Consider the following 23,209-nt stretch of genomic DNA (forward strand, 5'->3'; position numbering starts at 1 on the left):
TGGTCAAGGTGTTCGACACGGTTCGCAAGCTCACGACCTACTTCGATAGCTCGCGCACGGGCCGCGACTGGAACCTGGCCACGGCCATGGTCATCAACGGCAAGGCCGGCATGCAGTTCATGGGCGACTGGGCGAAGGGCGAGTTCGCGAACGCGAACAAGAAGCCGGGCGTCGATTATGTCTGCGCGGCGGTGCCGGGTACGGAGAAGGCTTACACGTTCAACGTCGATTCGTTCGTGTTCTTCCAGCAGAAGGGCGCGAAGGGCGCCACGCCGGGCCAGCTCGCACTCGCGAAGACGATCATGAGCCCCGAGTTCCAGAAGCAGTTCAGCCTGTACAAGGGCTCGATCCCGGTTCGCCTGGGCGTCGATATGAGCAGCTATGACGCTTGCGCGAAGAAGTCGTATGCGGATGAACAGGCCGCGATCAAGGCCGGCGGTTACGTGCCGTCGCTGGCACACGGCATGGCTCAAGGCGATGCCACGGCTGGCGCAATGAGCGATGTCGTCACGAAGTTCATGAACTCGAACGAATCGTCGGCAGACGCCGTCGCGGCACTCGCGAAGGCAGCGCAGACGAAGTAAGCGTCGTTCCCAGGGGCGGTGTGCGTGTTTCTCGCGCATCGCCCGCGTCACCTCTAGCCGGCTGCGCGCTTCCCAAGCGTTCGAATCGTCGCGGCCGGTATGCAAGTACTCAGCAAGTACTCAGGAGTCGAGCAGTGGCTGCTTCTCTCAGCGGGAAAGGGAACAACGTGGCGCACGTGCCCCACCGCACCTCGTCGATATCGGCGCTCGCCGATCGCTGGATCCCAAAGCTCGTGCTTTCGCCTAGCGTGGCGATCAGCCTTGTATTCGTCTACGGCTTCATTCTGATTACCGGCTATCTGTCGCTGTCGAAGTCGCGACTGATGCCCAACTACACGTTCGCCGGCCTGTCGCGCTACAGCGAACTGTTTCAAAACGACGTCTGGTGGACATCCGCTAAGAACCTCGGCTGGTTCGGCATTCCGTTCATCGCCATCTGCATCGGGCTGGGGCTCTTTTTGGCGATCCTGCTCGATCAGCGGATCCGCAACGAAGGCGCGCTGCGCGCGGTGTTTCTTTACCCGATGGCGCTCTCGTTCATCGTGACCGGCACGGCCTGGCAATGGATTCTGAACCCGGCGCTCGGCTTCGAGAAAGTGTTGCACGACTGGGGGTGGACGAGCTTCTCGTTCACCTGGCTGAACGATCCGGACAAGGCCATCTTCTGTATCGTCATCGCGGCCGTGTGGCAATCGACGGGCTTCGTCATGGCGCTGTTCCTCGCAGGCTTGCGCGGCGTCGATTCGGAAATCTTCAAGGCCGCCCAGGTGGATGGCGCGACGCTTCCCACCATCTATCGCAAGATCGTGATTCCGAGCATGCGCCCCGTGTTCTTCTCGGTGCTGCTGATCCTGTGCCACATCACGATCAAGACGTTCGATCTCGTCGTCGCGTTGACGGCGGGCGGCCCCGGTACGTCGTCGTCGCTGCCCGCGATGTTCATGTACACGTTCTCGTTCAACCGCGGGCAGCTCGGTGTCGGCGCCGCGTCGTCGATGATGATGCTCGCCACCGTCGTTGCCGTACTGGTCCCGCTCATGTATCTGGAATCGAGGAGCACCCGCAATGCAGCCTAAGATGACGTTCAGTCGCGCGTTCATTTACGCTGCGCTCCTGCTGTTCGCGCTGTACTTCCTGTTCCCGATCTACGTGATGCTGTCCACGTCGTTCAAGGATCTCGATCAACTGCGCACCGGCAACTTGCTGACTCCGCCCTCGCATTGGACCACCGCGCCGTGGATCAAAGCATGGAGCGAGGCGTGCACGGGCGTGCGTTGCGACGGCATGCGTCCGTTCTTCATGAACTCGGTGCGGATGGTGATCCCGGCTGTGCTGCTCTCGTCGATCATCGGCGCGTTCAACGGCTACGTGCTGACGCACTGGCGCTTTCGGGGCGCAGATGCGGTGTTCACGATGCTGCTCGTCGGCTGCTTCATCCCGTTTCAGGCGATCTTGCTGCCGATGGCGCGTTTGCTCGGGTTGGTCGGGATCTCGAACACGATCTCGGGCCTCGTGCTGGTGCACGTTGTCTACGGGATCGCCTTCACGACGATGTTCTTCCGCAACTTCTACGTGAGCATTCCGGCCGAGCTCGTGAAAGCGGCGCGCATCGACGGCGCCGGGTTCTTCATGATTTTCACGCGGATCCTGCTGCCCGTTTCGCTCCCGATCTTCATGGTCTGCGTGATTTGGCAATTTACGCAGATCTGGAACGACTTCCTGTTCGGGATCGTCGTCTCGGGCGTCGATTCGATGCCGATTACGGTGGCGCTGAACAACCTCGTGAATACGTCGACGGGCGTGAAGGAATACAACGTCGACATGGCTGCGGCGATTATCGCAGCCTTGCCGACGCTCCTCGTCTACGTCATTGCCGGCCGCTACTTCGTGCGCGGCTTGACGGCGGGCGCGGTGAAGGGCTGATTGGACGTTTCGTTCAGGAGATGGCGCCACGTAAGCCGGGCGCCGCGAAACGAAAAAATCGCATATTCGAAAGCAGAGCAGATTAAAGGATTTTCAGCATGGCAAGCCTTTCCATCCGCGACGTATACAAGACCTATCCGAACGGCGTGCCCGTCCTGAAGGGTGTCGACATTGAAATCGAGGACGGCCAGTTCTTGATTCTGGTCGGCGGCTCCGGGTGCGGGAAATCGACGCTGCTCAACATGATCGCCGGCCTCGAGACGGTCACCAAAGGCGAGATCTGCATCGACGGCAAGGTCGTCAATAACTTGTCGCCGAAAGATCGCGACATCGCCATGGTGTTCCAGTCGTATGCGCTCTATCCGTCGATGACGGTGCGCGAGAACATCTCGTTCGGCTTGAATATCCGCAAGGTGCCGAAGAAGGAACAGGAGCAGATCGTCGATCGCGTCTCGCAGATGCTGCAGATCGATCACTTGCTCGACCGCAAGCCGGGGCAACTGTCCGGCGGCCAGCGCCAGCGCGTGGCCATGGGCCGGGCGCTCGCACGCGATCCCGTCATGTTCCTGTTCGACGAGCCGCTTTCGAACCTCGACGCGAAGCTGCGAATCGAAATGCGTTCGGAAATCAAGCTGTTGCACCAGCGCCTGGGGACGACGATCGTCTACGTGACGCACGACCAGATCGAAGCGATGACGCTCGGCGATCGTATCGCCGTGATGAAGGACGGCGTTGTCCAACAGTTCGGTGCGCCGCAAGAGATTTACGATTCGCCGTCGAATCTGTTCGTGGCCGGCTTCATCGGCGCGCCGCCAATGAATTTCATCGAAGGCAAGCTCGTGGAGCAAGGCGCCGGTATCGGTTTGGAGGTCGATACGGGTGTCGAGCGCAGCGTTCTGAAGCTGCCGTTCGAAGCGAATCGCGTGAAAGCGAATGTCGGCCAACCCGTCATTCTCGGCTTGCGCCCGGAACGCCTCACGGATGCGCGCGGCGCCCACGATGCCAACAGCAGCGATTTGCAACCGTTGCGCGTCAACGTCGACGTCATTGAGCCGACCGGCCCGGACACGCTCGTGTTCGCACAGATCAACGGCAAGCGTACCGTGAGCCGTGTGCACCCGGCCTCGAACCCCCAGCCGGAGCAAGAGATGACGTTGCTCGCCGATGTCTCCAAGGCCGTCTTGTTCGATCCGTCGACGGAAGCGCGCATCGCTTAAGCGCATAAGGAGGGCGGGGCGAAGCATCGATGCGTCGCCCCGGTGCGCGTGAGTCCTCGCCCTGCGTCATATCGGTGCAGCGCCATCGCGCCAGCCCGCGGCGCGCTTCCCTCTGGCGGCCGCTAACCCCCGCCGTACCGACGTCGGCACGCAAGTTGCATGAGTCCGATCCAACCCCGACATTGGGCATCGGCGGCGCGCGGCGCGGGTTTTCCCCGTATCGCGCGATGTCTCTCCGCCCGCTACCTTGAAGGGGTTCCGATCGAATAATTGCGATCGGACTGTCGAGGACGGCCGCAGCTGCCGCCGCCTCGATCGAAGAATGCTTGATACCGAATGGCTGTCCCCCCTCAGGGCGGCAGCCGGACTCGACCGGGGGCCGTGCGCTGTGGCGCGATCAGCCCCAAACAACGAACGGGAATATCGGCCATGAAGCAAGCCTTCTTCAGCGAGATGTTCGAGCGCAATGGGCCCGCTATCGCGGGTGTGCCGGCTGCGGACTTTCAGGCATGCGGCGACGCCCGCGCGCACTACCATCCGTTCTTCTCGTGGATGTGTGCGCAGAGCGAGCAGCAGATGAGTAACAAACGCGCGGAAGCCGATTTGAACTTCCGCCGCGTCGGCATTACGTTTGCCGTCTACGGCGCCAAGGACGCAACTGGCGTCGGCACCGAACGCACGATTCCTTTCGACGTCATCCCGCGCATTTTTCCAGCGCACGAATGGGCCGCGCTCGAGCAGGGGCTGCGTCAACGGGTCGGCGCCCTGAACCGGTTCATTCACGACATCTATCACGATCAGGCGATCGTGCGGGCGGGCGTCGTCCCTGCCGAGCAGATTTTCGCGAATGGACAATACCGCCCGCAGATGCAAGGGGTCGACGTGGCGCGCGATATCTATGCGCATATCGCCGGCATCGACATCGTGCGCGCGGGTGCGGGCGAGTTCTATGTGCTCGAGGACAACCTGCGGGTTCCGTCCGGCGTGTCGTACATGCTCGAAAACCGCAAGATGATGATGCGGCTGTTCCCCGATCTGTTTGCGCGCAACCGGGTCGCACCCGTCGCACACTATCCGGATCTGCTGCTCGACACGCTGCGTGCCGCGGCGCCTCATGGTGCGGACCATCCGACCATCGTCGTGCTCACGCCGGGCATGTATAACTCGGCGTATTTCGAGCATGCGTTCCTCGCGCAGCAGATGGGCGTCGAGCTGGTCGAAGGGCAGGATCTGTTCGTCGACGGCGGTTTTGTCTATATGAAGACCACGCAGGGGCCGCAACGCGTCGATGTCATCTACCGGCGCGTCGATGACGATTTTCTCGACCCGGAGGTGTTTCGTTCCGATTCGACGCTCGGCGCGGCCGGCTTGTTGTCGGCCTATCGGGCCGGCAACGTGACGCTTGCCAACGCCGTGGGGACGGGCGTGGCCGACGACAAGTCGATCTATCCGTACGTGCCGGACATGATCCGGTTTTATCTCGGCGAAGAACCGATTCTGAACAACGTGCCGACGTGGATGTGCCGCAAGCCGGACGATCTTCGCTACGTGCTCGACCATCTGCCTGAGCTCGTGGTCAAGGAAACGCATGGCGCGGGCGGCTACGGCATGCTGGTCGGACCCGCTTCGACGGCCGCCGAGATCGAGGCGTTTCGCGCCGTGCTCATCGCGCAGCCCGAGAAGTACATCGCTCAGCCCACGCTCGCGCTTTCAACGTGCCCCACCTACGTCGAGAGCGGCATTGCGCCCCGTCACATCGATCTGCGCCCGTTCGTGCTCTCCGGCAGCGAGGTACGCATGGTGCCCGGGGGGCTGACGCGCGTCGCACTGCGCGAGGGCTCGCTTGTCGTCAATTCGTCGCAGGGCGGCGGCACCAAGGACACGTGGGTGCTCGAGCAGTAGATCGTGCCGCATGTCATTGCACGATCCCACGATCGCGCTGATCGACATCGCTTCTGACAACGCCGTTCCGGAGACATCATGCTGAGCCGCACTGCCGACCATCTCTTCTGGATGGCACGTTATACCGAGCGCGCCGAAAACACGGCGCGCATGCTCGATGCGAATTATCAACTTGCGCTGGTGCCGCAATCGGACGAATACGCGGCGCTGGGCTGGCGCGCGATGCTGTCGATCTCGGAGCTTGCCGGCATCTATGCGGCTGCGCATCCGAGCATGACGAGCCGGGACGTCATCGCCTTCATGGCGAGCGATCGCGACAATCTTTCTTCGATCATCAACTGCCTGCGGGCGGCACGCGAAAACGCCCGCGCCGTGCGCGGCTCGATCACGACCGAACTCTGGGAGACGATCAACACGACTTGGCTCGATGGACAGCGCATGCTTGCCGATGGCGTGCTCGAGCGCGATCCATGCGAGTTCTTCGAATGGGTCAAGTTCCGCTCTCATCTGTCGCGCGGCGTGCAGCTCGGCACGATGGTGAGGGACGAAGCGTTCTATTTCATGCGGCTCGGCACGTTTCTCGAACGGGCCGACAACACCGCGCGCATTCTCGACGTGAAGTGCGAAATGCTCGAGCAGCGCGCGGGTGCGTTGGCCCAACCGCTCGCGCAATCGCTCGATTACTACCACTGGGCCGCGGTATTGCGTTCGGTTTCGGGCTTCGAGGTATACCGTAAGGTCTATCGCGATGTGATCGTGCCCGAACGCGTCGCCAATTTGCTGATCCTGTTCGCCAACTGGCCGCGCTCGCTCGCGGCCAATCTCGATGAACTCCGGCAGATCATCACGCACGTGCGCAATGCGCGCTCCGCGCCGGTACAAGCGTTGATCGAGCAGCTGCACGCGGACGTCCGCGCCGCGCAGATCGGCGATATTTTGCGCGGCGGCCTGCACCTGTGGCTCACCGACTTTCTCGCACGCATCAACGAACTGGGGAGCTGCATCAGCCGCGATTTCCTCGTGCCGCTGGCACCGGAGGAGCCGGCGCTCGCGGACACTCAGCCGCTACCGCCAGCCAGCGCGCAATCGCAATCGCAGTCTCAATCTCAATCTTCAGGCCAACCGCACGCGGCATGAGCGTTGCTGGCTGCATCGGTTTCCTATCCGTTTCGTTCATCGCCTCGAGGTACCCGTGTCGATCCGCGTCGCGCTAAATCATGTCACGCAGTACCGCTATGACCGCCTCGTTGCACTTGGGCCGCAAATCGTCCGGCTGCGGCCAGCGCCGCACTGCCGCACGCCAATTCTCAGCTACTCGATGCGCGTCGAGCCGGCGCATCACTTCGTCAACTGGCAGCAGGACGCCTTTGCGAACTACCAGGCGCGCCTTGTGTTTCCCGAAGCCACGCGCGAATTCCGTGTCACGGTGGATCTCGTGGCCGAGATGTCCGTCTATAACCCGTTCGATTTTTTCCTCGAACCCGAGGCGGAGACATTTCCGTTCGACTATGCGCCGGCGATCGCCGCCGAACTCGCCCCCTATCTTGTGCGTAGCGCCGAACCGACGCCGCGCTTCGCGGCCTTCGTCGAAAGCATCGATCGCACGCGTTGCGGCACCGTCGATTTTTTAGTCGCGCTCAATCAGCGGCTGGCGCATGACATCGGCTATCTGATCCGTATGGAGCCCGGCGTGCAGACGCCCGAAGAAACGCTCGAAAAGGGCTCCGGTTCGTGCCGCGATACGGGGTGGCTGCTCGTGCAGACGCTGCGTCAACTCGGCTTCGCCGCGCGCTTCGTCTCGGGTTACCTGTTGCAGCTCGCCCCGGACGAAAAAGCGCTCGACGGTCCGAGCGGCACGGAGATCGATTTCACCGATCTGCATGCGTGGTGCGAGGTGTACCTGCCCGGCGCGGGGTGGGTCGGGTTCGATCCCACGTCGGGGCTGATGGCCGGAGAAGGGCATATTCCGGTGGCCTGCACGCCGCAGCCGGGCAGCGCGGCGCCCATCTCGGGCGCGCTCGACGAGTGCGAGGTCGATTTCGCGCACACGATGTCGATCACGCGCGTGCTCGAGACGCCGCGCGTCACGAAGCCTTACGACGAAGCCGTTTGGCGCGACATCGAACGCATGGGGGCCGCGGTCGACGTCGATCTTGCGTCGATGGACGTGCGGCTGACGATGGGCGGCGAGCCGACGTTCGTCGCTGTGCGCGATCGTGACGCGCCCGAGTGGAACACCGATGCACTCGGGCCCACCAAGCGCGGCTATGCGGTCGCACTGATGGATAAGCTGCGCGCCCGCTATGGCGGGAACGGATTCCTGCACGTGGGGCAGGGCAAGTGGTATCCGGGCGAGCAATTGCCGCGCTGGGCGCTCTCGTTGTTTTGGCGCGAGGACGGCGAGCCGTGCTGGCACGACCCGGCACGTTTCGCCGATGAACGCGAGCCGATGAACTACACGGCGGAAGATGCCGGGCGATTCATTCGCCGTCTGGCGGAAACGCTCGCGGTCGATGCGAATCAGGTTCAGCCGGGCTATGAGGATGTCTGGTACTACCTCTGGCGAGAGCGGCGTTTGCCGGTCAACGTGGATCCATTCGATTCGCGGCTCGACGATGAGCTCGAGCGGCTGCGGCTGCGGCGCGTTTTTGACGCCGGGCTCTCGGCCGTGACGGGCTATGCGCTGCCGCTGGCCCGCGAGCGCGATACCGCGGCGACGCTTGGCGGCCCGCGCTGGGTCACGGGGCCTTGGTTCTTTCGCGACGAGCGCATGTATCTCATTCCAGGCGATTCGCCGATGGGTTACCGCCTGCCGCTCGATTCGCTGCCTTGGGTCAGCGCGGCCGATTATCCGTGGCTGCACGAGAACGATCCGTTCGGGCCACCGTCGGCGTTGCGTGGCGCGGCACAGCTGCGAGAGCAGTACGCGCCGCGTCACGTCGATGAAAAGAGCGATGCCGATCGAGCGGCGAGCGGACGCGCAGGCGCATTCGAGGCGTCCACGCCTCCTCAGCGCGGCGAATCGGCTGTGTCCGTGCGGCGCACGGCGCTGTGCGTGGAGGCGCGCGATCCCGCGCGCTCGGCTGGCCCCCAGGCCGAGGCCGATTCCGTGGCGGCCGGACGCAGCGGCGGGGCGCTCTATGTGTTCATGCCGCCGCTTGCCGTACTCGACGACTACCTCGACTTGCTGGCGGCGGTCGAGGCGACGGCAACGGAGCTCCAGGTCAAGATCGTCATCGAAGGGTACCCGCCGCCGCGCGACGCTCGTCTGAAGCTGTTGCAGGTCACACCCGATCCAGGTGTTGTCGAAGTCAACATTCATCCGGCGTCGACGTGGGGCGAACTGGTCGACAACACGGAATATCTCTACCGCGTGGCGCACGAATCGTATCTTGGGCCGGAGAAGTTCATGCTCGACGGGCGCCACACCGGCACGGGCGGCGGCAACCATATGGTCCTCGGTGCAGCCGCGCCCGCGGACAGCCCGTTCCTGCGCCGCCCGGATCTGCTTGCGAGCCTGATCGCCTATTGGCACAACCATCCCTCGTTGTCGTATCTGTTCTCGGGGCTGTTCATCGGCCCGACGAGCCAGGCTCCGCGCGTGGACGAAGCCCGCAACGATCAGGTCTACGAGCTCGAGATTGCCTTCCGTGAGCTGCAGCGCCAGCTTGACGGGCTGGCGTCGTTCGGCAACGACGCTCAGCGGGTGCCGCCTTGGCTGATCGACCGCACCTTGCGCAACATTCTCATCGACGTGACGGGCAACACCCATCGTGCCGAATTTTGCATCGACAAGCTGTACTCGCCCGATGGCCCCGCCGGCCGGCTCGGCCTGCTCGAGTTGCGCGGATTCGAAATGCCGCCGCATGCGCGCATGAGCCTTGCGCAGCAGCTCTTGCTGCGTGCGCTCGTGGCGCGTTTCTGGCGCACGCCGTATACGGCGCGGCTCACGCGTTGGGGCACGGAACTGCATGATCGCTTCATGCTCGGCACCTTCGTGCAGATGGATTTCGACGATGTCTTGGCCGATCTGCAGGCGGCCGGTTATGCATTCGATCGCGCCTGGTTCGCGCCGCATTTCGAGTTTCGCTTTCCGCTCGTCGGCGAGTTCGACGCGAGCGGCGTCACGGTCACGCTGCGCCATGCGCTCGAGCCCTGGCATGTCATGGGCGAGGAGGGGGCGCCGGGCGGCACGGTGCGCTTCGTCGATTCGTCGCTCGAGCGTATCGAGGTGCGCGTGCTCGGGCTGAACGAAAGCCGCCATACGGTGACGGTGGGCGGCGTGCCGCTGCCGCTGCAGCCCACGGGCCGCGCGAGCGAGTACGTGGCGGGCGTGCGTTTTCGGGCGTGGCAGCCGGCGGCATCGCTGCATCCGACCATCGGCGTCCATGCGCCGCTGACGTTCGATCTGGTCGACGAATGGAGTGAGCGTTCCCTCGGCGGATGCCAGTATCATGTGGCCCATCCGGGTGGACGCAATTATCAGACGTTTCCCGTCAACGCCTATGAAGCGCAGAGCCGGCGGCGCGCGCGTTTCTTCACGATCGGCCATACGCCCGGACCGATCCCCGTGAAGCAGCGCGAGCGCAGCCTCGAGATGCCTTTTACGCTCGACCTGCGGCGTGTCTAGTTTGACGTCTGACAGAAGCCAGAGAGTCATTTGCCTTTCCAATCGACCCTGCCGTTCGATGTAACGGCCGATGTCGCCGATGTGCTCGCGCGGCTATGCGACGTTCCCGCCCGAGAGGGCCACTGGGACGAGCTGCGCGATGCGACAGGTGCGCCGCGCGCGCCCTGGCGGCGCTTTTTCGGCGTGCTTGGCGAAGAGGGCCTGGCCGGTCTCGAGCAGGCCGCGCAAGCCGTTGCGCGTCAGGTGCGCGACAACGACATCACGTACAACGCCTACGCGGACAATGGCGAGTCACGGCCTTGGGCGCTCGATCCGTTGCCATTTATCCTCGATGAGGGCGAATGGGCCGTGATCGAGCGGGGTGTCGCGCAGCGCGCGCGGCTCCTCGAAGCGCTGGTCGCCGATATTTACGGGCAGCAGACGGTCCTCGCACGAGGGCTGCTGCCGCCTGCGCTCGTTTTCGGGCACCCCGGCTATGTGCGCGCGATGAAAGGGTGGGTGCCGCCGGGCGGACGCTACCTGCAGATCGTGGCCGTCGATATGGCGCGCGGGCCGAGCGGCGAATGGACCGTCATGGGGCATCGCACCCAGGCGCCCTCGGGGCTGGGCTATGCGTTGGAGAATCGGCTCATCGTCGCCAGTCTGTTCGCGGAACCGTTTCGCTCGCTGGGCGTGCAGCGCCTCGCGCCGTCGTATTCTCAATTGATCGCGACACTCGTGCAGGCCGCGCGCACGACGATGACGGACGACGAACGCCGCGCAAGCGCCGGTTCGCCGCACATCGCCTTGCTGAGCCCGGGCCCGTTCAGCGAGACGTACTTCGAGCATGTGTTTCTCTCGCGCTATCTGGGTCTCACGCTCGTGGAGGGCACCGATCTCACGGTGCGCGGAGACAAGCTCTATCTGAAGACGCTGGCGGGCCTCGAGCGTGTGCATGGCCTGCTGCGCCGGCTCGACGATAGTTTTTGCGATCCGGTCGAACTGCGCGCCGATTCCACGATCGGAGTACCGGGCTTGCTGCAGGTCATGCGTGCCGGCCAAGTCGTCGTCTCGAACGTACCGGGCGCCGGCATTGTCGAATCGCCGGCGTTGCACGGGTTCCTGCCCGGTATCGCCGATGCGCTCTTCGGCGAGACGCTGGTATTGCCGAGCGTCGCCACCTGGTGGTGTGGGGAAGCGGCCGTGCGCGAGGACGTCCTCGGTCGGCTCGCGCAAGGCTTGCTCGTGCCGACCTGGGCGGGGCTGCCGCATCCCGCGTCGTCCGATATGCCGCCGGGTCTCGTGGCTGGCCCGCAGCCGCTAAGCGACTGGCGCGCGCGCATCGAAGCGGCGCCCGACGCGTTTACGATCCAAGCCCCGCTGCCGCACTCGTGCACGCCGCGCTACGAGGATGGCACGCTGACCCACCGGCCGTGCGCGTTACGCGCCTATGCGATCGCCGGCGCCTCGGGTGGCTGGCACGTGCTGCCTGGGGCGTTTGCGCGGATGGCCGGCGAGCGGCAAACGAGCGTATCGATGCAATCGGGCGGCAGCAGCGTCGATACCTGGGTATTGTCGAGCCGGCCCGGCTCGACGCTTTCTCTGCTGCCTTCGCCGATGAAGCCCGGCGATTTCGCGCATCGCCGGCGAACGGTATCGAGCCGTGCCGCCGAAAACCTCTTTTGGGCCGGACGCTATTGCGAGCGCGCGGAAAACAGCGTGCGCCTCGCACGCTTGATCCTGGGCTCGCTCGATCACGATTCCGAAGACATGCTCGCGACGCTGGTCGAGTTGGCGGCGCGCTTCGAACTGATTCCGGCAGTCGATCCAGCCGCGCGCACGACGCGTCACGCGTTTGAACGTGCGCTCGCGGCCGGATTGCACGAGCACTCCGGTACGGCGAGCGTGGGGAGCATCATCGCGAGCCAGGCGCGCGCGTGCGGCGAGATCCGTGCACGGCTCTCGAACGATCACTGGCGCACCATTCTCGCAGCGCGCAACGATTTTCGCGATGCGCTGCATGCGCTATCGCTCGCGCCGTCGATCGGCGCGGCGCCGCACAACGGCGACGACGCCGCACGCAATGAACGCTACGAATCGTACGATCGCGTCGCGCTGATGAGCGCGCTCGAGACGCTTGCCATGCAGCTGTCGGCCATCAGCGGCGCGCAAGGCGACCGGATGGTGCGCGATGAAGCCTGGCGGCTGCTTTTCGCGGGGCGCCATAGTGAACGCGTGATCGGGATGACGACGTTCCTGCAGGTCGTGGCCGATGCGGGCGTACTGGCGACGCCGGCCGGCTTCGATTTACTGCTGCAGCTGTTCGACAGCACGCTCACTTACCGATCGCTGTACCCCGGACGGCTGGAGGTGCCGGCGCTGATCGATCTTGTCGTCGTGGATCCGACGAATCCGCGCGGGCTCTACGGGGTGTACGAGCGCCTCGCGAAAAAGCTCGACGAAATCGCCGCGGCGGCGGGTGGCCCGGCGCGGCGGCCGTTCGGCGAGGCGATGCCGCCGGTGTCGTCGCTGCCGTCGCTCGAACGTCTGTGCAGCACCGACGAGGCGGGGCGCTATGCCACGCTCACCGCGTTGTGTGCCGAGCTGGCCGCGCATGTTGCGAGCGCATCGAGCGAAATCAGCTCGCGCTATTTCATTCACGCGGATAACGCGCTGGCGTCGCGGGTGTCGTCATGATCATGAGCATGGGTGCCGAGGTCAGCCTGTTGGTGTCGCATGTCACGACCTACCGCTATTCGGTGCCGGTCGAGACGGCGCAGCATGTCGCCACGATTCGTCCGCTCGAGTGCCCCTGGCAGCGCGTGGTGTCGTATCGCTGGTCGATCGATCCCACGCCGTCGTACGAGACGTCGCACATCGATGCGTTTGGCAATGAAGTCCGCTATTTCTCCTTCGACGCACCGCACGATTCCCTGCGGGTGACGAGCGAGACAGCGGTTGTGCTGACGCGCCGCTGGGACGCGCTCGTCCCGTCCGCCGCACCGGCGTGGGACCGTGTGGCCGCCGAACTGCGTTATCGCGCGGGCGCCGAATATATCCCCGAAAGCGAGTTCGTCTTCGCATCGCCGAACATTGCCCTTGCATCCGAGTTACGCGAATACGCTTTGCCCAGCTTCGCGCGCGGCACGCCGCTCATCGAAGGCGCCATCGATCTCATGCATCGGATTCACGCCGATTTCGCCTACAAGCCGCAGGCGACAACGTTCGACACGCCGGCGCTGCGCGCCTTCCATCTGCGCCAGGGCGTGTGCCAGGACTTCGCGCAGGTGATGATCGGTGCGCTGCGCTCGCTTGGGTTGGCGGCGCGTTATGTGAGCGGCTATCTGCGCACGGTGCCGCCGGAAGGAGTGCCGCGTCTTGTCGGCGCGGATGCCTCGCATGCCTGGGTGTCGGTGTTCTGCCCGGGAACGGGTTGGATCGACCTTGATCCGACGAACGATGTGCTGGCGGATCTCGATCATGTCACGCTCGCGCTGGGGCGCGACTACAGCGACGTGTCGCTACTGCGGGGCATCATTCTCGGCGGCGGCGAGCACGTCGTGGACGTCGCGGTTAAGGTCACGCCCACCTAGTGCCCTGTCCCGCAGGACACCAGGGGCATCGGCGTTCGGGCTTCGTCAGTGCGGCAGCCGCACGTTGAACTTGAACGTGACGAGCCGTGCGATGAGGATGAAACCGGTTGCGGCGATGACGCTATAGACCGGATCGAATTGCAGGTGATCGAGCAGCAGATAAAGCCAGCAGCCGGCGAATGCGCACGTGGCATAGGGGCGCGAGTCGCGCAACAAGAGCGGCACCTCGTTGCAGACGACGTCCCGGATGATGCCACCGAATACGCCCGTCACCACGCCCATCAGCACGGCGATGAACGCGGGCATGTTCGCATCGAGCGCAATCGACGTTCCCGAGATGCTGAACAGGCCGAGGCCGATCGCATCGGCCACGAGCAATGCGCGTTCGTTGAAGACCCGCGAGGCCATGCGCAGGACGATTGGCGCGAACAGCGAAAGCGCGAAGATGATGGCCACATACACTTCATGCTCGACCCAATAGAACGGCCGTCGCTCGAGCAGCACGTCGCGCACGGTGCCGCCGCCGAACGCGGTGGCGAGTGCGACCAGAAACGTGCCGACCGCATCGAGCCGGCGCTTGCGCGCCTCGATGAAGCCGGAGAATGCATAGGCGAGGATCGCGAGGCCCTCGATAACAGAAAGCGCAAGGGTCAGCTTAGGGTGCACTGCCGGGCCCCCGATCGGGGCGAACCGCGCCTGAGCGGGCAAGGTTCGGCTGCAGCAGCACGAGCACCGCTCCAGCCCCGCCATCGTGCGGCCGGGCCTGGCAGAACGCGATGACTTCGGCTTTCTGCACGAGCCAGGCGCGTACCTTGCCTTTCAGAATCGGTTCCTTGCCGATGGAGCCTAAGCCTTTGCCGTGAATGACACGTACGCAGCGCAGCCCGCGCTTGACCGTCTCGCGGATAAATTCGGCCAGCGCCTCGCGCGCCTCGTCGCGGCGCATCCCGTGCAAATCAAGTTGGGCCTGAACGATCCAGTGTCCCCGCCGCAATTTGCGCACGACTTCATGACTGATACCGGGGCGGCAATAGAACAGCGATTCGTCCGTATCGAGCAGGACTTCCGGGTCGAATTCGTCGGAGATCGCTTCTGCCAGGACGGCTTGTTCGTCGCGCTGGGTTTGCACCGGCAGGGCAGCGGGTGGTGTGCGGCCGTGCACGGCCCGTGCCGCCGCGGCGATCGGCGCCACCTGGCCCACCTCGCGCCGGAACAAGTCGGCATCGGCAGCGGCTTCGCGTGCCGCCTTGGCTGCCGCGATCCGCTCGCGTTCGCGCTCCGCTGCGTCTTGCTTGAGCGTATCGCGCAGCTTGGACAGATCGGCGAGGCTCGTGGCGCGCGCGCCGGGCCCGGGGCGCTGCGTTTCGCTCGGACGAGAACGATTCTTTGACATGATGGGTACGGACGACTGCTGAAAACGAAACCGAGGGCCAGGGCTACCGATGGCGCACTCGCGTGCCGGAGCCTGCGGCGCAAAAAAGGCCGCAGGCTTGCCGGCCGCGGCCCTCGTTCGAGTGCGAAATCCGCTCGGTCAACCTATCGAGCGGTGCCGGCGGACACTATTTTACCGGTCCGCTTCCGCGCTCATCACGTGATCCTGATGCAGCTCGTGCACGCTTTCGAGGTAACGCTGAGCATCGAGCGCGGCCATGCAGCCCGTCCCGGCGCTCGTGATGGCCTGGCGGTAGATATGGTCCTGGACGTCGCCGGCTGCGAACACGCCAGGTACGCTCGTAGCCGTCGCGTTGCCGTTCAGGCCGCCATTCGTGATGATGTAGCCGTTCTTCATCTCGAGCTGGCCTTCGAAGATGTCGGTATTCGGCTTATGGCCGATCGCGATGAACACGCCTTGCAGCGCGACGTCCGTCGTTGCGCCCGTCTGCGTATGTTTGATGCGCACGCCCGTCACGCCCGAATCGTCGCCCGTGACTTCGTCCAGCACGTGATTCCATTTGATCTCGACGATGCCTTCCTTCTCTTTTTCGAAGAGGCGGTCGATCAGGATCGGCTCGGCGCGGAATTTGTCGCGGCGGTGGATGACCGTGACCTTCTTCGCGATCCCCGCCAAATACAGCGCTTCTTCGACGGCCGTGTTGCCGCCGCCCACGACGGCGACGTGCTGCTGCTTGTAGAAAAAGCCGTCGCAGGTGGCGCAGGCGGACACGCCGCGGCCCGAGAACGCTTCTTCCGACGGCAGGCCCAGATACTGAGCCGAGGCGCCTGTCGCGATGATCAGCGAGTCGCACGTGTATTCGCCCGAGTCGCCGATCAGGCGAATCGGCTTCTCGTCCAGCTTGGCCGTGTGGATGTGGTCGAACAGGATCTCGGTGTTGAAGCGCTCCGCGTGTTCGAGAAACCGCTGCATGAGCTCGGGGCCTTGCACGCCGTTCGCGTCGGCGGGCCAGTTCTCGACATCCGTCGTGGTCATCAGTTGGCCGCCTTGGGCCAGACCCGTGACGAGCACGGGGGCGAGGTTCGCGCGCGCGGCGTAGACGGCGGCCGTGTAGCCGGCGGGGCCGGAACCGAGGATGAGCACTTTGGCGTGTTTGCGCGTGGACATGGTTATTCGTTCCGTAAGAAAGATGCCGCAAGGGAGCTGCCCGGTGGGCGTGCTGCGCGCCGGGTCGAACCGCGGGCGCACCGCTGCTGCACGTAAGTTGGGCATACCTGCGCAATTATAAAGGGCTGCTCGCCGCGCCGCTGAAGGCATGATCAATCGTCGCGATAGCGTCCGGGGCGTTCCCGGTTTATCGGGGCGGCGTGTCGGTGGGGCGGCGGGACGGCGCCGTTACGGTCATTTACAGCCTGCGGCCCGACGCAACGTTTACAATAGCCCGCATCAAACTCCTGGCGGGTGCGCCCGCCATGTCGCTACGGATTCATGGCCAAAGCTCCTTATTCGGCGCCTGCGCAAGCGTTACCGCATCGCATGTCGCGCCTTTTCACCGAAATCCGTTGGATCCTGCAGGTCGCGCTTTGCGTGTTCCTCGTGATGGCGCTCGTCAGCTATAGCCGCCACGATCCGAGCTGGACGCATGCCGCGCAGGTCGACCGCATTTCCAACTGGGCCGGCCGCGTCGGCGCCTGGACATCGGATATCCTGCTGCTGCTCTTCGGGCTGTCCACCTACTGGTGGATGGTGCTGCTCGTGCGCCGTATCGTCGCGAACTATCGCCGCTTGAACCAGCACGGCGAGATCGACGAAGACGCGCCGCGCGACGGCGCCTGGATCGCCGATGCCTTCTCGTTCGTGCTCGTGTTGCTGGCCAGCGACGGCATTGAAGCGTTGCGCATGTGGTCGCTGCGCGTGCCGCTGCCGCGTGCGCCGGGCGGGATCGTCGGCGATGCCGTGGCGCGCGGCGTCTCGCACGCGCTCGGTTTCACCGGCGGGACGCTCGCGCTGCTGCTGGCGCTCGGAATCGGTCTGTCGCTGTATTTCCGCTTTTCGTGGTTGTCGGTGGCCGAGCGCGTCGGCGATTCGATCATCTCCGCGTTCACGTTCGCCAAGCTGCGGCGCGAGGCAGGGCGCGATCGCAAACTGGGCGAGGCGGCGGCCGTCAAGCGCGAGGGCAAGGTGGAGCAAAACCGCGTCCGGCTGGAAGATCACGAGCCCATCACGATCGTGCCGCCGGTCACCACACCACCGAAATCCGAGCGCGTCGAAAAGGAAAAGCAGGTACCGCTGTTCGCCGATCTTCCCGGCGATTCAACGCTTCCGCCGATCGCGCTGCTCGATCCGGCGCCGGCCAGCCAAGAGACGATTTCAGCCGATACGCTCGAATTTACCTCGCGCCTGATCGAGAAGAAGCTCAAGGATTTCGGCGTGGACGTCAGCGTCGTCGCGGCCTACCCGGGGCCTGTCGTCACGCGTTACGAGATCGAACCGGCCACGGGTGTGAAGGGCAGCCAGATCGTGGGACTGGCCAAGGATCTTGCACGTTCGCTCTCGCTCGTGTCGATCCGCGTCGTCGAAACGATCCCGGGCAAGAACTACATGGCGCTCGAGTTGCCGAACCAGCGGCGTCAGACGGTGCGCCTGTCGGAAATCCTCGGTTCCGAAGTGTATGCGGACGGGGCCTCGAAACTGACGATGGGCCTCGGCAAGGATATCGCCGGCAATCCCGTGTGCGCCGATCTGGCGAAGATGCCGCACTTGCTGGTGGCGGGTACGACGGGCTCGGGCAAATCGGTGGGGATCAATGCGATGATCCTGTCGCTGCTGTACAAGGCGAGCGCCGAGGATGTCCGCATGATTCTCATCGATCCAAAGATGCTCGAAATGAGCGTGTACGAGGGGATTCCGCATCTGCTGTGCCCCGTGGTGACCGATATGCGGCAAGCCGGCCACGCGCTCAATTGGGCCGTCGCCGAAATGGAACGCCGCTATAAGCTCATGAGCAAGCTCGGCGTGCGCAATCTGGCGGGCTACAACAACAAGATCGACGATGCGGCCAAGCGCGAGGAGAAGCTGCCCAATCCGTTCAGCCTGACACCCGATGCGCCCGAGCCGCTGACGCGCCTGCCGCACATCGTCGTCGTCATCGACGAGCTGGCTGATCTCATGATGGTGGTCGGCAAGAAGGTGGAAGAACTGATCGCGCGGATTGCCCAAAAGGCGCGTGCGGCCGGCATTCATTTGATTCTCGCCACGCAACGCCCCTCGGTGGACGTCATCACGGGCCTCATCAAGGCGAACGTGCCGACGCGTATCGCGTTCCAGGTGTCCTCGAAGATCGATTCGCGCACGATTCTCGATCAACAGGGCGCCGAATCGCTGCTCGGCATGGGCGACATGCTCTATCTGCCGCCCGGCTCGGGCTTGCCCGTGCGTGTGCACGGTGCGTTCGTGTCGGATGACGAAGTGCATCGCGTCGTCGAAAAGCTCAAGGAGCAGGGCGAGCCGAACTATGTCGAGGGCTTGCTCGAAGGCGGTTTGGCGGGCGAGGGCGACGAAGGTTCGGCGGCCGGCGGCGGGCAAGGCGGCGACGAATCCGATCCCCTCTACGATCAGGCGGTCGAGGTCGTCGTCAAGAATCGGCGGGCCTCGATTTCGCTCGTGCAGCGCCATCTGCGCATCGGATATAACCGGGCGGCGCGGCTGCTCGAGCAAATGGAGCAATCGGGACTCGTCTCGGCGATGTCGTCGAACGGCAATCGCGAGATTCTCGTCCCCTCGCGCGAAGGCGATTGACCGCGGGGCGGCCAAGGCCGTGGCCATATTGCGTTACTGCCTCGGCCTTTGCCTCGCCTTTGCTGTCTTCGCCGAGCGTTTTCCGATTTACCACGGAGAGTCATCTTGAATTCGACGCAGTACTCATTCCGATCCGGCGATCGTTCGCCGTCCCGCGCTGCCTGGCGCGCGCTCGCGCACGGCGCGAAAGCGGCGGTACTTGGCGTGTCGCTGCTCGTGGCAGCTGCACCGGCCGCGTTCGCGAGCGGCACCGAACAATTGAAGGCATTCGTCGCACAGGTGAAATCGGCGCGCGGCGATTTCGTCCAGCGTGAAGTCAAGGCGCCGTCGAAGAATGCACCGGCGAGCGGTTCGGTCGTGCCGACCATCAGCGGTACGTCGAGCGGCACGTTCGTGTTCGCCCGCCCCGGCAAATTCATCTGGACGTACGAAAAGCCCTACGTGCAAGTGCTGCAGGCCGACGGCGAAAATCTGTACGTCTATGACAAGGATCTGAACCAGGTCACGATTCGCAAGCTCGGCGGCGCACTCGGCGCGAGTCCGGCTGCGATCTTGTTCGGCAGCAACGATCTCGACAAGAATTTCACGCTGCGCGACGCGGGCGTGAAGGGCGGCATCGACTGGCTCGAACTCACGCCGAAAGCGCGCGACACGCAGTTTCAGAACATCGGGATCGGCTTTCGCGACGGCAACCTCGAAGCGATGGAATTGCACGACGTGTTCGGCAACGTGACGCTGCTCACGTTCTCGAACATTCAAAAGAACCCGGCGATGAAGCCGGACTCGTTCAAGTTCACGGTGCCCAAGGGTGCCGACGTGATCAACGGATAGTCGACGGATGATCGACGGGCAAGGCACCCGGGAGACGGATTGTGCCTTGAGCTTGTGCTGGAGCTTGCGTGGCTGTGCCTGCCGGCCGGCCGCGCGGCCACGATACGGACCACGCCATGTTTGAAGAGACCCGCGCCGGGATGCCGCTTGCCGAGCGGCTGCGGCCCAGCACGATCGACGACGTCATCGGACAAAAGCACCTGCTCGGGCCGATGAAGCCGCTACGGGTGGCGTTCGAATCGGGCGAGCCGCATTCGATGATTCTGTGGGGGCCGCCCGGCGTCGGCAAGACGACACTGGCGAGGCTCATGGCGAATGCGTTCGATGCCGAGTTCATTGCGTTGTCGGCCGTGCTTTCCGGGGTGAAGGATATCCGCGAGGCGGTGGAGCTGGCCCAGGCGCATCGTGCGCACGGACGGCGCACGCTCGTGTTCGTCGATGAAGTGCATCGGTTCAACAAGAGCCAGCAAGACGCGTTCTTGCCGCATGTCGAATCGGGCTTGTTCGTGTTCATCGGCGCGACGACAGAAAATCCCTCGTTCGAAGTGAACAGCGCGCTGCTGTCGCGCGCCGCTGTGTATGTGCTGCGGAGCCTCGACGACGACGAACAGCGCGAATTGCTCGATCGGGCGCTTGCGGCGCTGGGCAGCGTCGAGATGACCGAAGAAGCGAAGGAATCGCTGATTGCATCGGCCGATGGCGATGGGCGCAAGCTGCTGAACAACATCGAGATCGTCGTGCGTGCGGCGAAATCGCAAAAGGCGGAGAGCATCGATGGTGCATTGATCGCCGGTGCGTTGACCGAGAATCTGCGTCGCTTCGATAAGGGCGGCGACGCCTTTTACGATCAGATCAGCGCCTTGCACAAATCCGTGCGCGGCAGCAATCCCGATGGTGCGCTCTATTGGTTCTGCCGCATGCTCGATGGCGGGGCGGATCCGCGCTACCTCGCGCGCCGGATCGTGCGCATGGCGTGGGAAGATATCGGTCTGGCGGACCCGCGAGCGCCGCGTATCGCGCTCGACGCCGCCGAGACCTATGAACGACTGGGCACGCCCGAAGGCGAATTGGCCTTGGCACAGGCGCTGATCTACTTGGCCGTGGCGCCGAAATCGAACGCGGGTTATTCGGCTTATAACGAAGCGCGCCGCTTCGTCGGCAAGGATCGCTCGCGCGGCGTGCCGGTGCATCTGCGCAACGCGCCGACGAAGCTGATGAAAGAGCTCGGCTACGGCCACGAGTACCGGTATGCGCACGACGAACCTGATGCCTATGCGGCCGGAGAGACGTATCTGCCCGACGGCATGCGCGAGCCGCACTGGTACCAGCCGACGCCGCGCGGGCTCGAGGGCAAGATCGGCGAGAAGCTGTCGCGGCTGGCGGAGCTCGATGCGGCTTGGCGGCGCGAGAACAAGCCCAAGAGCGAATAGGCGGACTTCACGCCGTCTGATTTCGTCCGGTTTGTCGCCACGGGCGCGCGGCACCTTGGGCCGGTGCGTTAAAATCGCGACTTCACCCTTCGATATGAATCGTACCTAGCTATGCTCGACATCCAGTTGCTGCGCAAAGACCTCGACGGCGTCGCAAAGCGCCTTGCCGCTCGCGGCTACACGCTTGACGTGGCAGCGTTTTCCGCGCTTGAAGCCGAACGCCGCGCCATTCAAACCCGCACCGAGGAATTGCAGTCGCGCCGCAACAGCTTGTCGAAGCAAATCGGCGCGATGAAGGGTAAGGGCGAGGACACCACGGCGCTGATGGCCGAAGTGGGTGGAATCGGCGACGAAATGAAAACGTCGGCTGCGCAGCTCGAAGATGTTCAGGCGCGCCTGTCGCAGCTGATGTTGGAAATGCCGAACCTGCCGCACGAGAGCGTGCCCGCGGGGGGGGATGAGAAGGACAACGTCGAAGTGCGCCGTTGGGGCACGCCGCGCCAGTTCGATTTCGAGGTGAAGGATCACGTCGATGTCGGCACGCCGCTCGGGCTCGATTTCGAGACAGGCGCGAAGCTGTCGGGTGCGCGCTTCACGATGCTGCGCGGTGGGATCGCCCGGCTGCATCGCGCGCTCGCGCAATTCATGCTGGATACGCACACGCAGCAGCACGGCTATACCGAGGTGTACTCGCCGTACATCGTCAATCCCGAGATTCTGTACGGGACGGGGCAACTGCCGAAGTTCGCCGACGACATGTTCCGTGTGGAGAAGGGCGGCGGCGAGAGCGTCGTGACGCAATATTTGATTTCGACGTCCGAGATTTCGCTGACGAACACGGTGCGCGACAGCATTGTCGATGCTGCCGCCTTGCCGGTGAAGTTGACGGCGCATTCGCCGTGCTTCCGGTCCGAGGCTGGCTCGTACGGCCGTGACACGCGCGGGATGATCCGCCAGCATCAGTTCGACAAAGTCGAAATGGTGCAGATCGTGGCGCCGGAGGCGTCGTACGATGCGCTCGAGCAGATGGTCGGGCATGCGGAGACGATCTTGCAGAAGCTCGAGCTGCCGTACCGTGTGATTACGCTGTGCACGGGCGATATGGGCTTTTCCGCGGCGAAGACGTACGACCTCGAAGTGTGGCTGCCGGCGCAGAACACCTATCGTGAAATTTCGAGCTGCTCGAACACCGAGGCGTTCCAGGCGCGTCGGATGCAAGCGCGTTACCGCAACGCGCAGGGCAAGCCTGAGCTGCTGCATACGCTGAACGGCTCGGGGCTGGCGGTGGGGCGCACGCTCGTGGCGGTGCTCGAAAACTTCCAGAACGCCGATGGTTCGGTGACGGTTCCGGCCGCGCTGCGCCCGTATATGGGCGGGGTAGAACGGCTCGAGCTCGCGTCGTCGAACTGAGCGGCGGCGAGACGTTCCAACTTTTTGTGAAAAAGGGCTTGGAATGTGGCGAGGACTATCCTATAATCTTCGCTTCGCCAAACAACGACCAGCTTGGTGAAGCGAGCGCGGGGCAACCCGGTTCGAGAAGTCGGAAAGGTGGCAGAGTGGTCGAATGCGCCGGACTCGAAATCCGGTGTACGGTTATACCGTACCGTGGGTTCGAATCCCACCCTTTCCGCCAGAATTTGAAAACGGGCCCTTCGGGGCCCGTTTTGCATTGTGCTCCCCGCATCCCTCAGCGTGCCCAAGCCGTAGTGCGACGCCCGGAACATGTATTCCGATCGCAAGTCGGATCATCAAAGCAACCGGCTTGCAAGATCGCTTGATGACCGCTAGCCGATTGCTGCCTTGATGTTCCTGATGCCGTTTCCACGAGCGCAACGGCATCCGAACTGCCGCTCGCCTGTAGGGGCCTGCTTCGAATACGTCGCAAATGTGGCTTTGGCGCCGTTCATTCGGTCCGATATTTACTCCACC

The 23,209-nt window shown here is 64.0% G+C and carries 16 protein-coding genes and 1 tRNA gene; 14 read left to right on the top strand and 3 right to left on the bottom strand.

The window, feature by feature from the left end; translation table 11 throughout:
• The 9 genes from ACTHL0_RS04260 to ACTHL0_RS04300 all read left to right on the top strand — a co-directional run.
• On the top strand, window positions 1–584 hold a 584-nt coding region (locus ACTHL0_RS04260), incomplete at its 5' end, for an extracellular solute-binding protein (protein ID WP_440565346.1).
• A 134-nt stretch (window positions 585–718) separates the two neighbouring features.
• Window positions 719–1,660 carry a carbohydrate ABC transporter permease gene (locus ACTHL0_RS04265; protein WP_440565347.1) on the top strand — a complete coding sequence of 314 codons (942 nt, stop codon included), beginning with the start codon at window positions 719–721 and terminating at the stop codon, window positions 1,658–1,660.
• Complete coding sequence (locus tag ACTHL0_RS04270; RefSeq protein ID WP_440565348.1) at window positions 1,650–2,507, top strand: carbohydrate ABC transporter permease; 858 nt, start codon at window positions 1,650–1,652, stop codon at window positions 2,505–2,507. Before ACTHL0_RS04265 ends, ACTHL0_RS04270 begins: the two co-directional genes overlap by 11 nt.
• A gap of 98 nt (window positions 2,508–2,605) precedes the next feature.
• Complete coding sequence (locus tag ACTHL0_RS04275; RefSeq protein ID WP_440565349.1) at window positions 2,606–3,724, top strand: ABC transporter ATP-binding protein; 1,119 nt, start codon at window positions 2,606–2,608, stop codon at window positions 3,722–3,724.
• Between the two features lie 429 nt (window positions 3,725–4,153).
• Complete coding sequence (locus ACTHL0_RS04280; protein ID WP_440565350.1) at window positions 4,154–5,626, top strand: circularly permuted type 2 ATP-grasp protein; 1,473 nt, start codon at window positions 4,154–4,156, stop codon at window positions 5,624–5,626.
• 78 nt (window positions 5,627–5,704) lie between these two features.
• Window positions 5,705–6,763: an alpha-E domain-containing protein gene (locus ACTHL0_RS04285; protein ID WP_440565351.1), complete on the top strand. Its 1,059-nt coding sequence runs from the start codon at window positions 5,705–5,707 to the stop codon at window positions 6,761–6,763.
• Window positions 6,764–6,818: 55 nt separating this feature from the next.
• Window positions 6,819–10,256, top strand: a complete 3,438-nt coding sequence (locus tag ACTHL0_RS04290) for a DUF2126 domain-containing protein (protein WP_440565352.1) — start codon at window positions 6,819–6,821, stop codon at window positions 10,254–10,256.
• Between the two features lie 30 nt (window positions 10,257–10,286).
• Window positions 10,287–12,932 (top strand): circularly permuted type 2 ATP-grasp protein, encoded by a 2,646-nt coding sequence (locus tag ACTHL0_RS04295; RefSeq protein ID WP_440565353.1) that lies wholly within the window; start codon window positions 10,287–10,289, stop codon window positions 12,930–12,932.
• 2 nt (window positions 12,933–12,934) lie between these two features.
• Entirely contained in the window at window positions 12,935–13,828 is an 894-nt protein-coding gene (locus ACTHL0_RS04300; protein ID WP_440565361.1) for a transglutaminase family protein, read from the top strand.
• 45 nt (window positions 13,829–13,873) lie between these two features.
• Here the strand turns inward: ACTHL0_RS04300 and ACTHL0_RS04305 are convergent, their stop codons facing one another.
• From ACTHL0_RS04305 to trxB, 3 genes are all read right to left on the bottom strand, one after another.
• Window positions 13,874–14,494, bottom strand: a complete 621-nt coding sequence (locus ACTHL0_RS04305; protein WP_440565354.1) for a trimeric intracellular cation channel family protein — start codon at window positions 14,492–14,494, stop codon at window positions 13,874–13,876.
• The gene (locus ACTHL0_RS04310; RefSeq protein ID WP_440565355.1) at window positions 14,484–15,221 is read right to left on the bottom strand and encodes a Smr/MutS family protein; all 738 of its coding nucleotides are present in this window, start codon (window positions 15,219–15,221) and stop codon (window positions 14,484–14,486) included. The genes ACTHL0_RS04305 and ACTHL0_RS04310 overlap by 11 nt, the downstream gene beginning before the upstream one ends.
• Before the next feature lie 171 nt (window positions 15,222–15,392).
• Entirely contained in the window at window positions 15,393–16,388 is a 996-nt protein-coding gene (gene trxB / locus ACTHL0_RS04315) for a thioredoxin-disulfide reductase (RefSeq protein WP_440565356.1), read from the bottom strand.
• 321 nt (window positions 16,389–16,709) lie between these two features.
• Here trxB and ACTHL0_RS04320 point away from each other — a divergent pair, with 321 nt between their 5' ends.
• The 5 genes from ACTHL0_RS04320 to ACTHL0_RS04340 all read left to right on the top strand — a co-directional run bounded on the left by ACTHL0_RS04320 (window position 16,710) and on the right by ACTHL0_RS04340 (window position 22,913).
• Entirely contained in the window at window positions 16,710–19,019 is a 2,310-nt protein-coding gene (locus ACTHL0_RS04320; RefSeq protein WP_440565357.1) for a DNA translocase FtsK, read from the top strand.
• Between the two features lie 105 nt (window positions 19,020–19,124).
• Window positions 19,125–19,850, top strand: a complete 726-nt coding sequence (lolA, locus tag ACTHL0_RS04325; protein WP_440565358.1) for an outer membrane lipoprotein chaperone LolA — start codon at window positions 19,125–19,127, stop codon at window positions 19,848–19,850.
• A gap of 116 nt (window positions 19,851–19,966) precedes the next feature.
• A complete protein-coding gene (locus ACTHL0_RS04330) occupies window positions 19,967–21,280 on the top strand; it encodes a replication-associated recombination protein A (protein ID WP_440565359.1) in 1,314 nt (437 codons plus the stop codon).
• A gap of 111 nt (window positions 21,281–21,391) precedes the next feature.
• The gene (serS, locus tag ACTHL0_RS04335) at window positions 21,392–22,690 is read left to right on the top strand and encodes a serine--tRNA ligase (protein ID WP_440565360.1); all 1,299 of its coding nucleotides are present in this window, start codon (window positions 21,392–21,394) and stop codon (window positions 22,688–22,690) included.
• A gap of 132 nt (window positions 22,691–22,822) precedes the next feature.
• Window positions 22,823–22,913, top strand: a tRNA-Ser gene (locus ACTHL0_RS04340).
• Window positions 22,914–23,209: the final 296 nt, after the last annotated feature.

It is taken from the genome of Trinickia sp., from assembly GCF_051961175.1.
GTDB lineage: Bacteria > Pseudomonadota > Gammaproteobacteria > Burkholderiales > Burkholderiaceae > Trinickia.

What these genes read in the sequence shown, in the direction of transcription:
- trxB (WP_440565356.1), bottom strand. Translation starts at nt 16,388, where the DNA reads ATGTCCACGCGCAAACACGCCAAAGTGCTCATCCTCGGTTCCGGCCCC.
- ACTHL0_RS04270 (WP_440565348.1), top strand. Translation starts at nt 1,650, where the DNA reads ATGCAGCCTAAGATGACGTTCAGTCGCGCGTTCATTTACGCTGCGCTC.
- ACTHL0_RS04330 (WP_440565359.1), top strand. Translation starts at nt 19,967, where the DNA reads ATGTTTGAAGAGACCCGCGCCGGGATGCCGCTTGCCGAGCGGCTGCGG.
- ACTHL0_RS04280 (WP_440565350.1), top strand. Translation starts at nt 4,154, where the DNA reads ATGAAGCAAGCCTTCTTCAGCGAGATGTTCGAGCGCAATGGGCCCGCT.
- ACTHL0_RS04300 (WP_440565361.1), top strand. Translation starts at nt 12,935, where the DNA reads ATGAGCATGGGTGCCGAGGTCAGCCTGTTGGTGTCGCATGTCACGACC.
- ACTHL0_RS04310 (WP_440565355.1), bottom strand. Translation starts at nt 15,221, where the DNA reads ATGTCAAAGAATCGTTCTCGTCCGAGCGAAACGCAGCGCCCCGGGCCC.
- ACTHL0_RS04320 (WP_440565357.1), top strand. Translation starts at nt 16,710, where the DNA reads ATGGCCAAAGCTCCTTATTCGGCGCCTGCGCAAGCGTTACCGCATCGC.
- serS (WP_440565360.1), top strand. Translation starts at nt 21,392, where the DNA reads ATGCTCGACATCCAGTTGCTGCGCAAAGACCTCGACGGCGTCGCAAAG.
- ACTHL0_RS04285 (WP_440565351.1), top strand. Translation starts at nt 5,705, where the DNA reads ATGCTGAGCCGCACTGCCGACCATCTCTTCTGGATGGCACGTTATACC.
- ACTHL0_RS04275 (WP_440565349.1), top strand. Translation starts at nt 2,606, where the DNA reads ATGGCAAGCCTTTCCATCCGCGACGTATACAAGACCTATCCGAACGGC.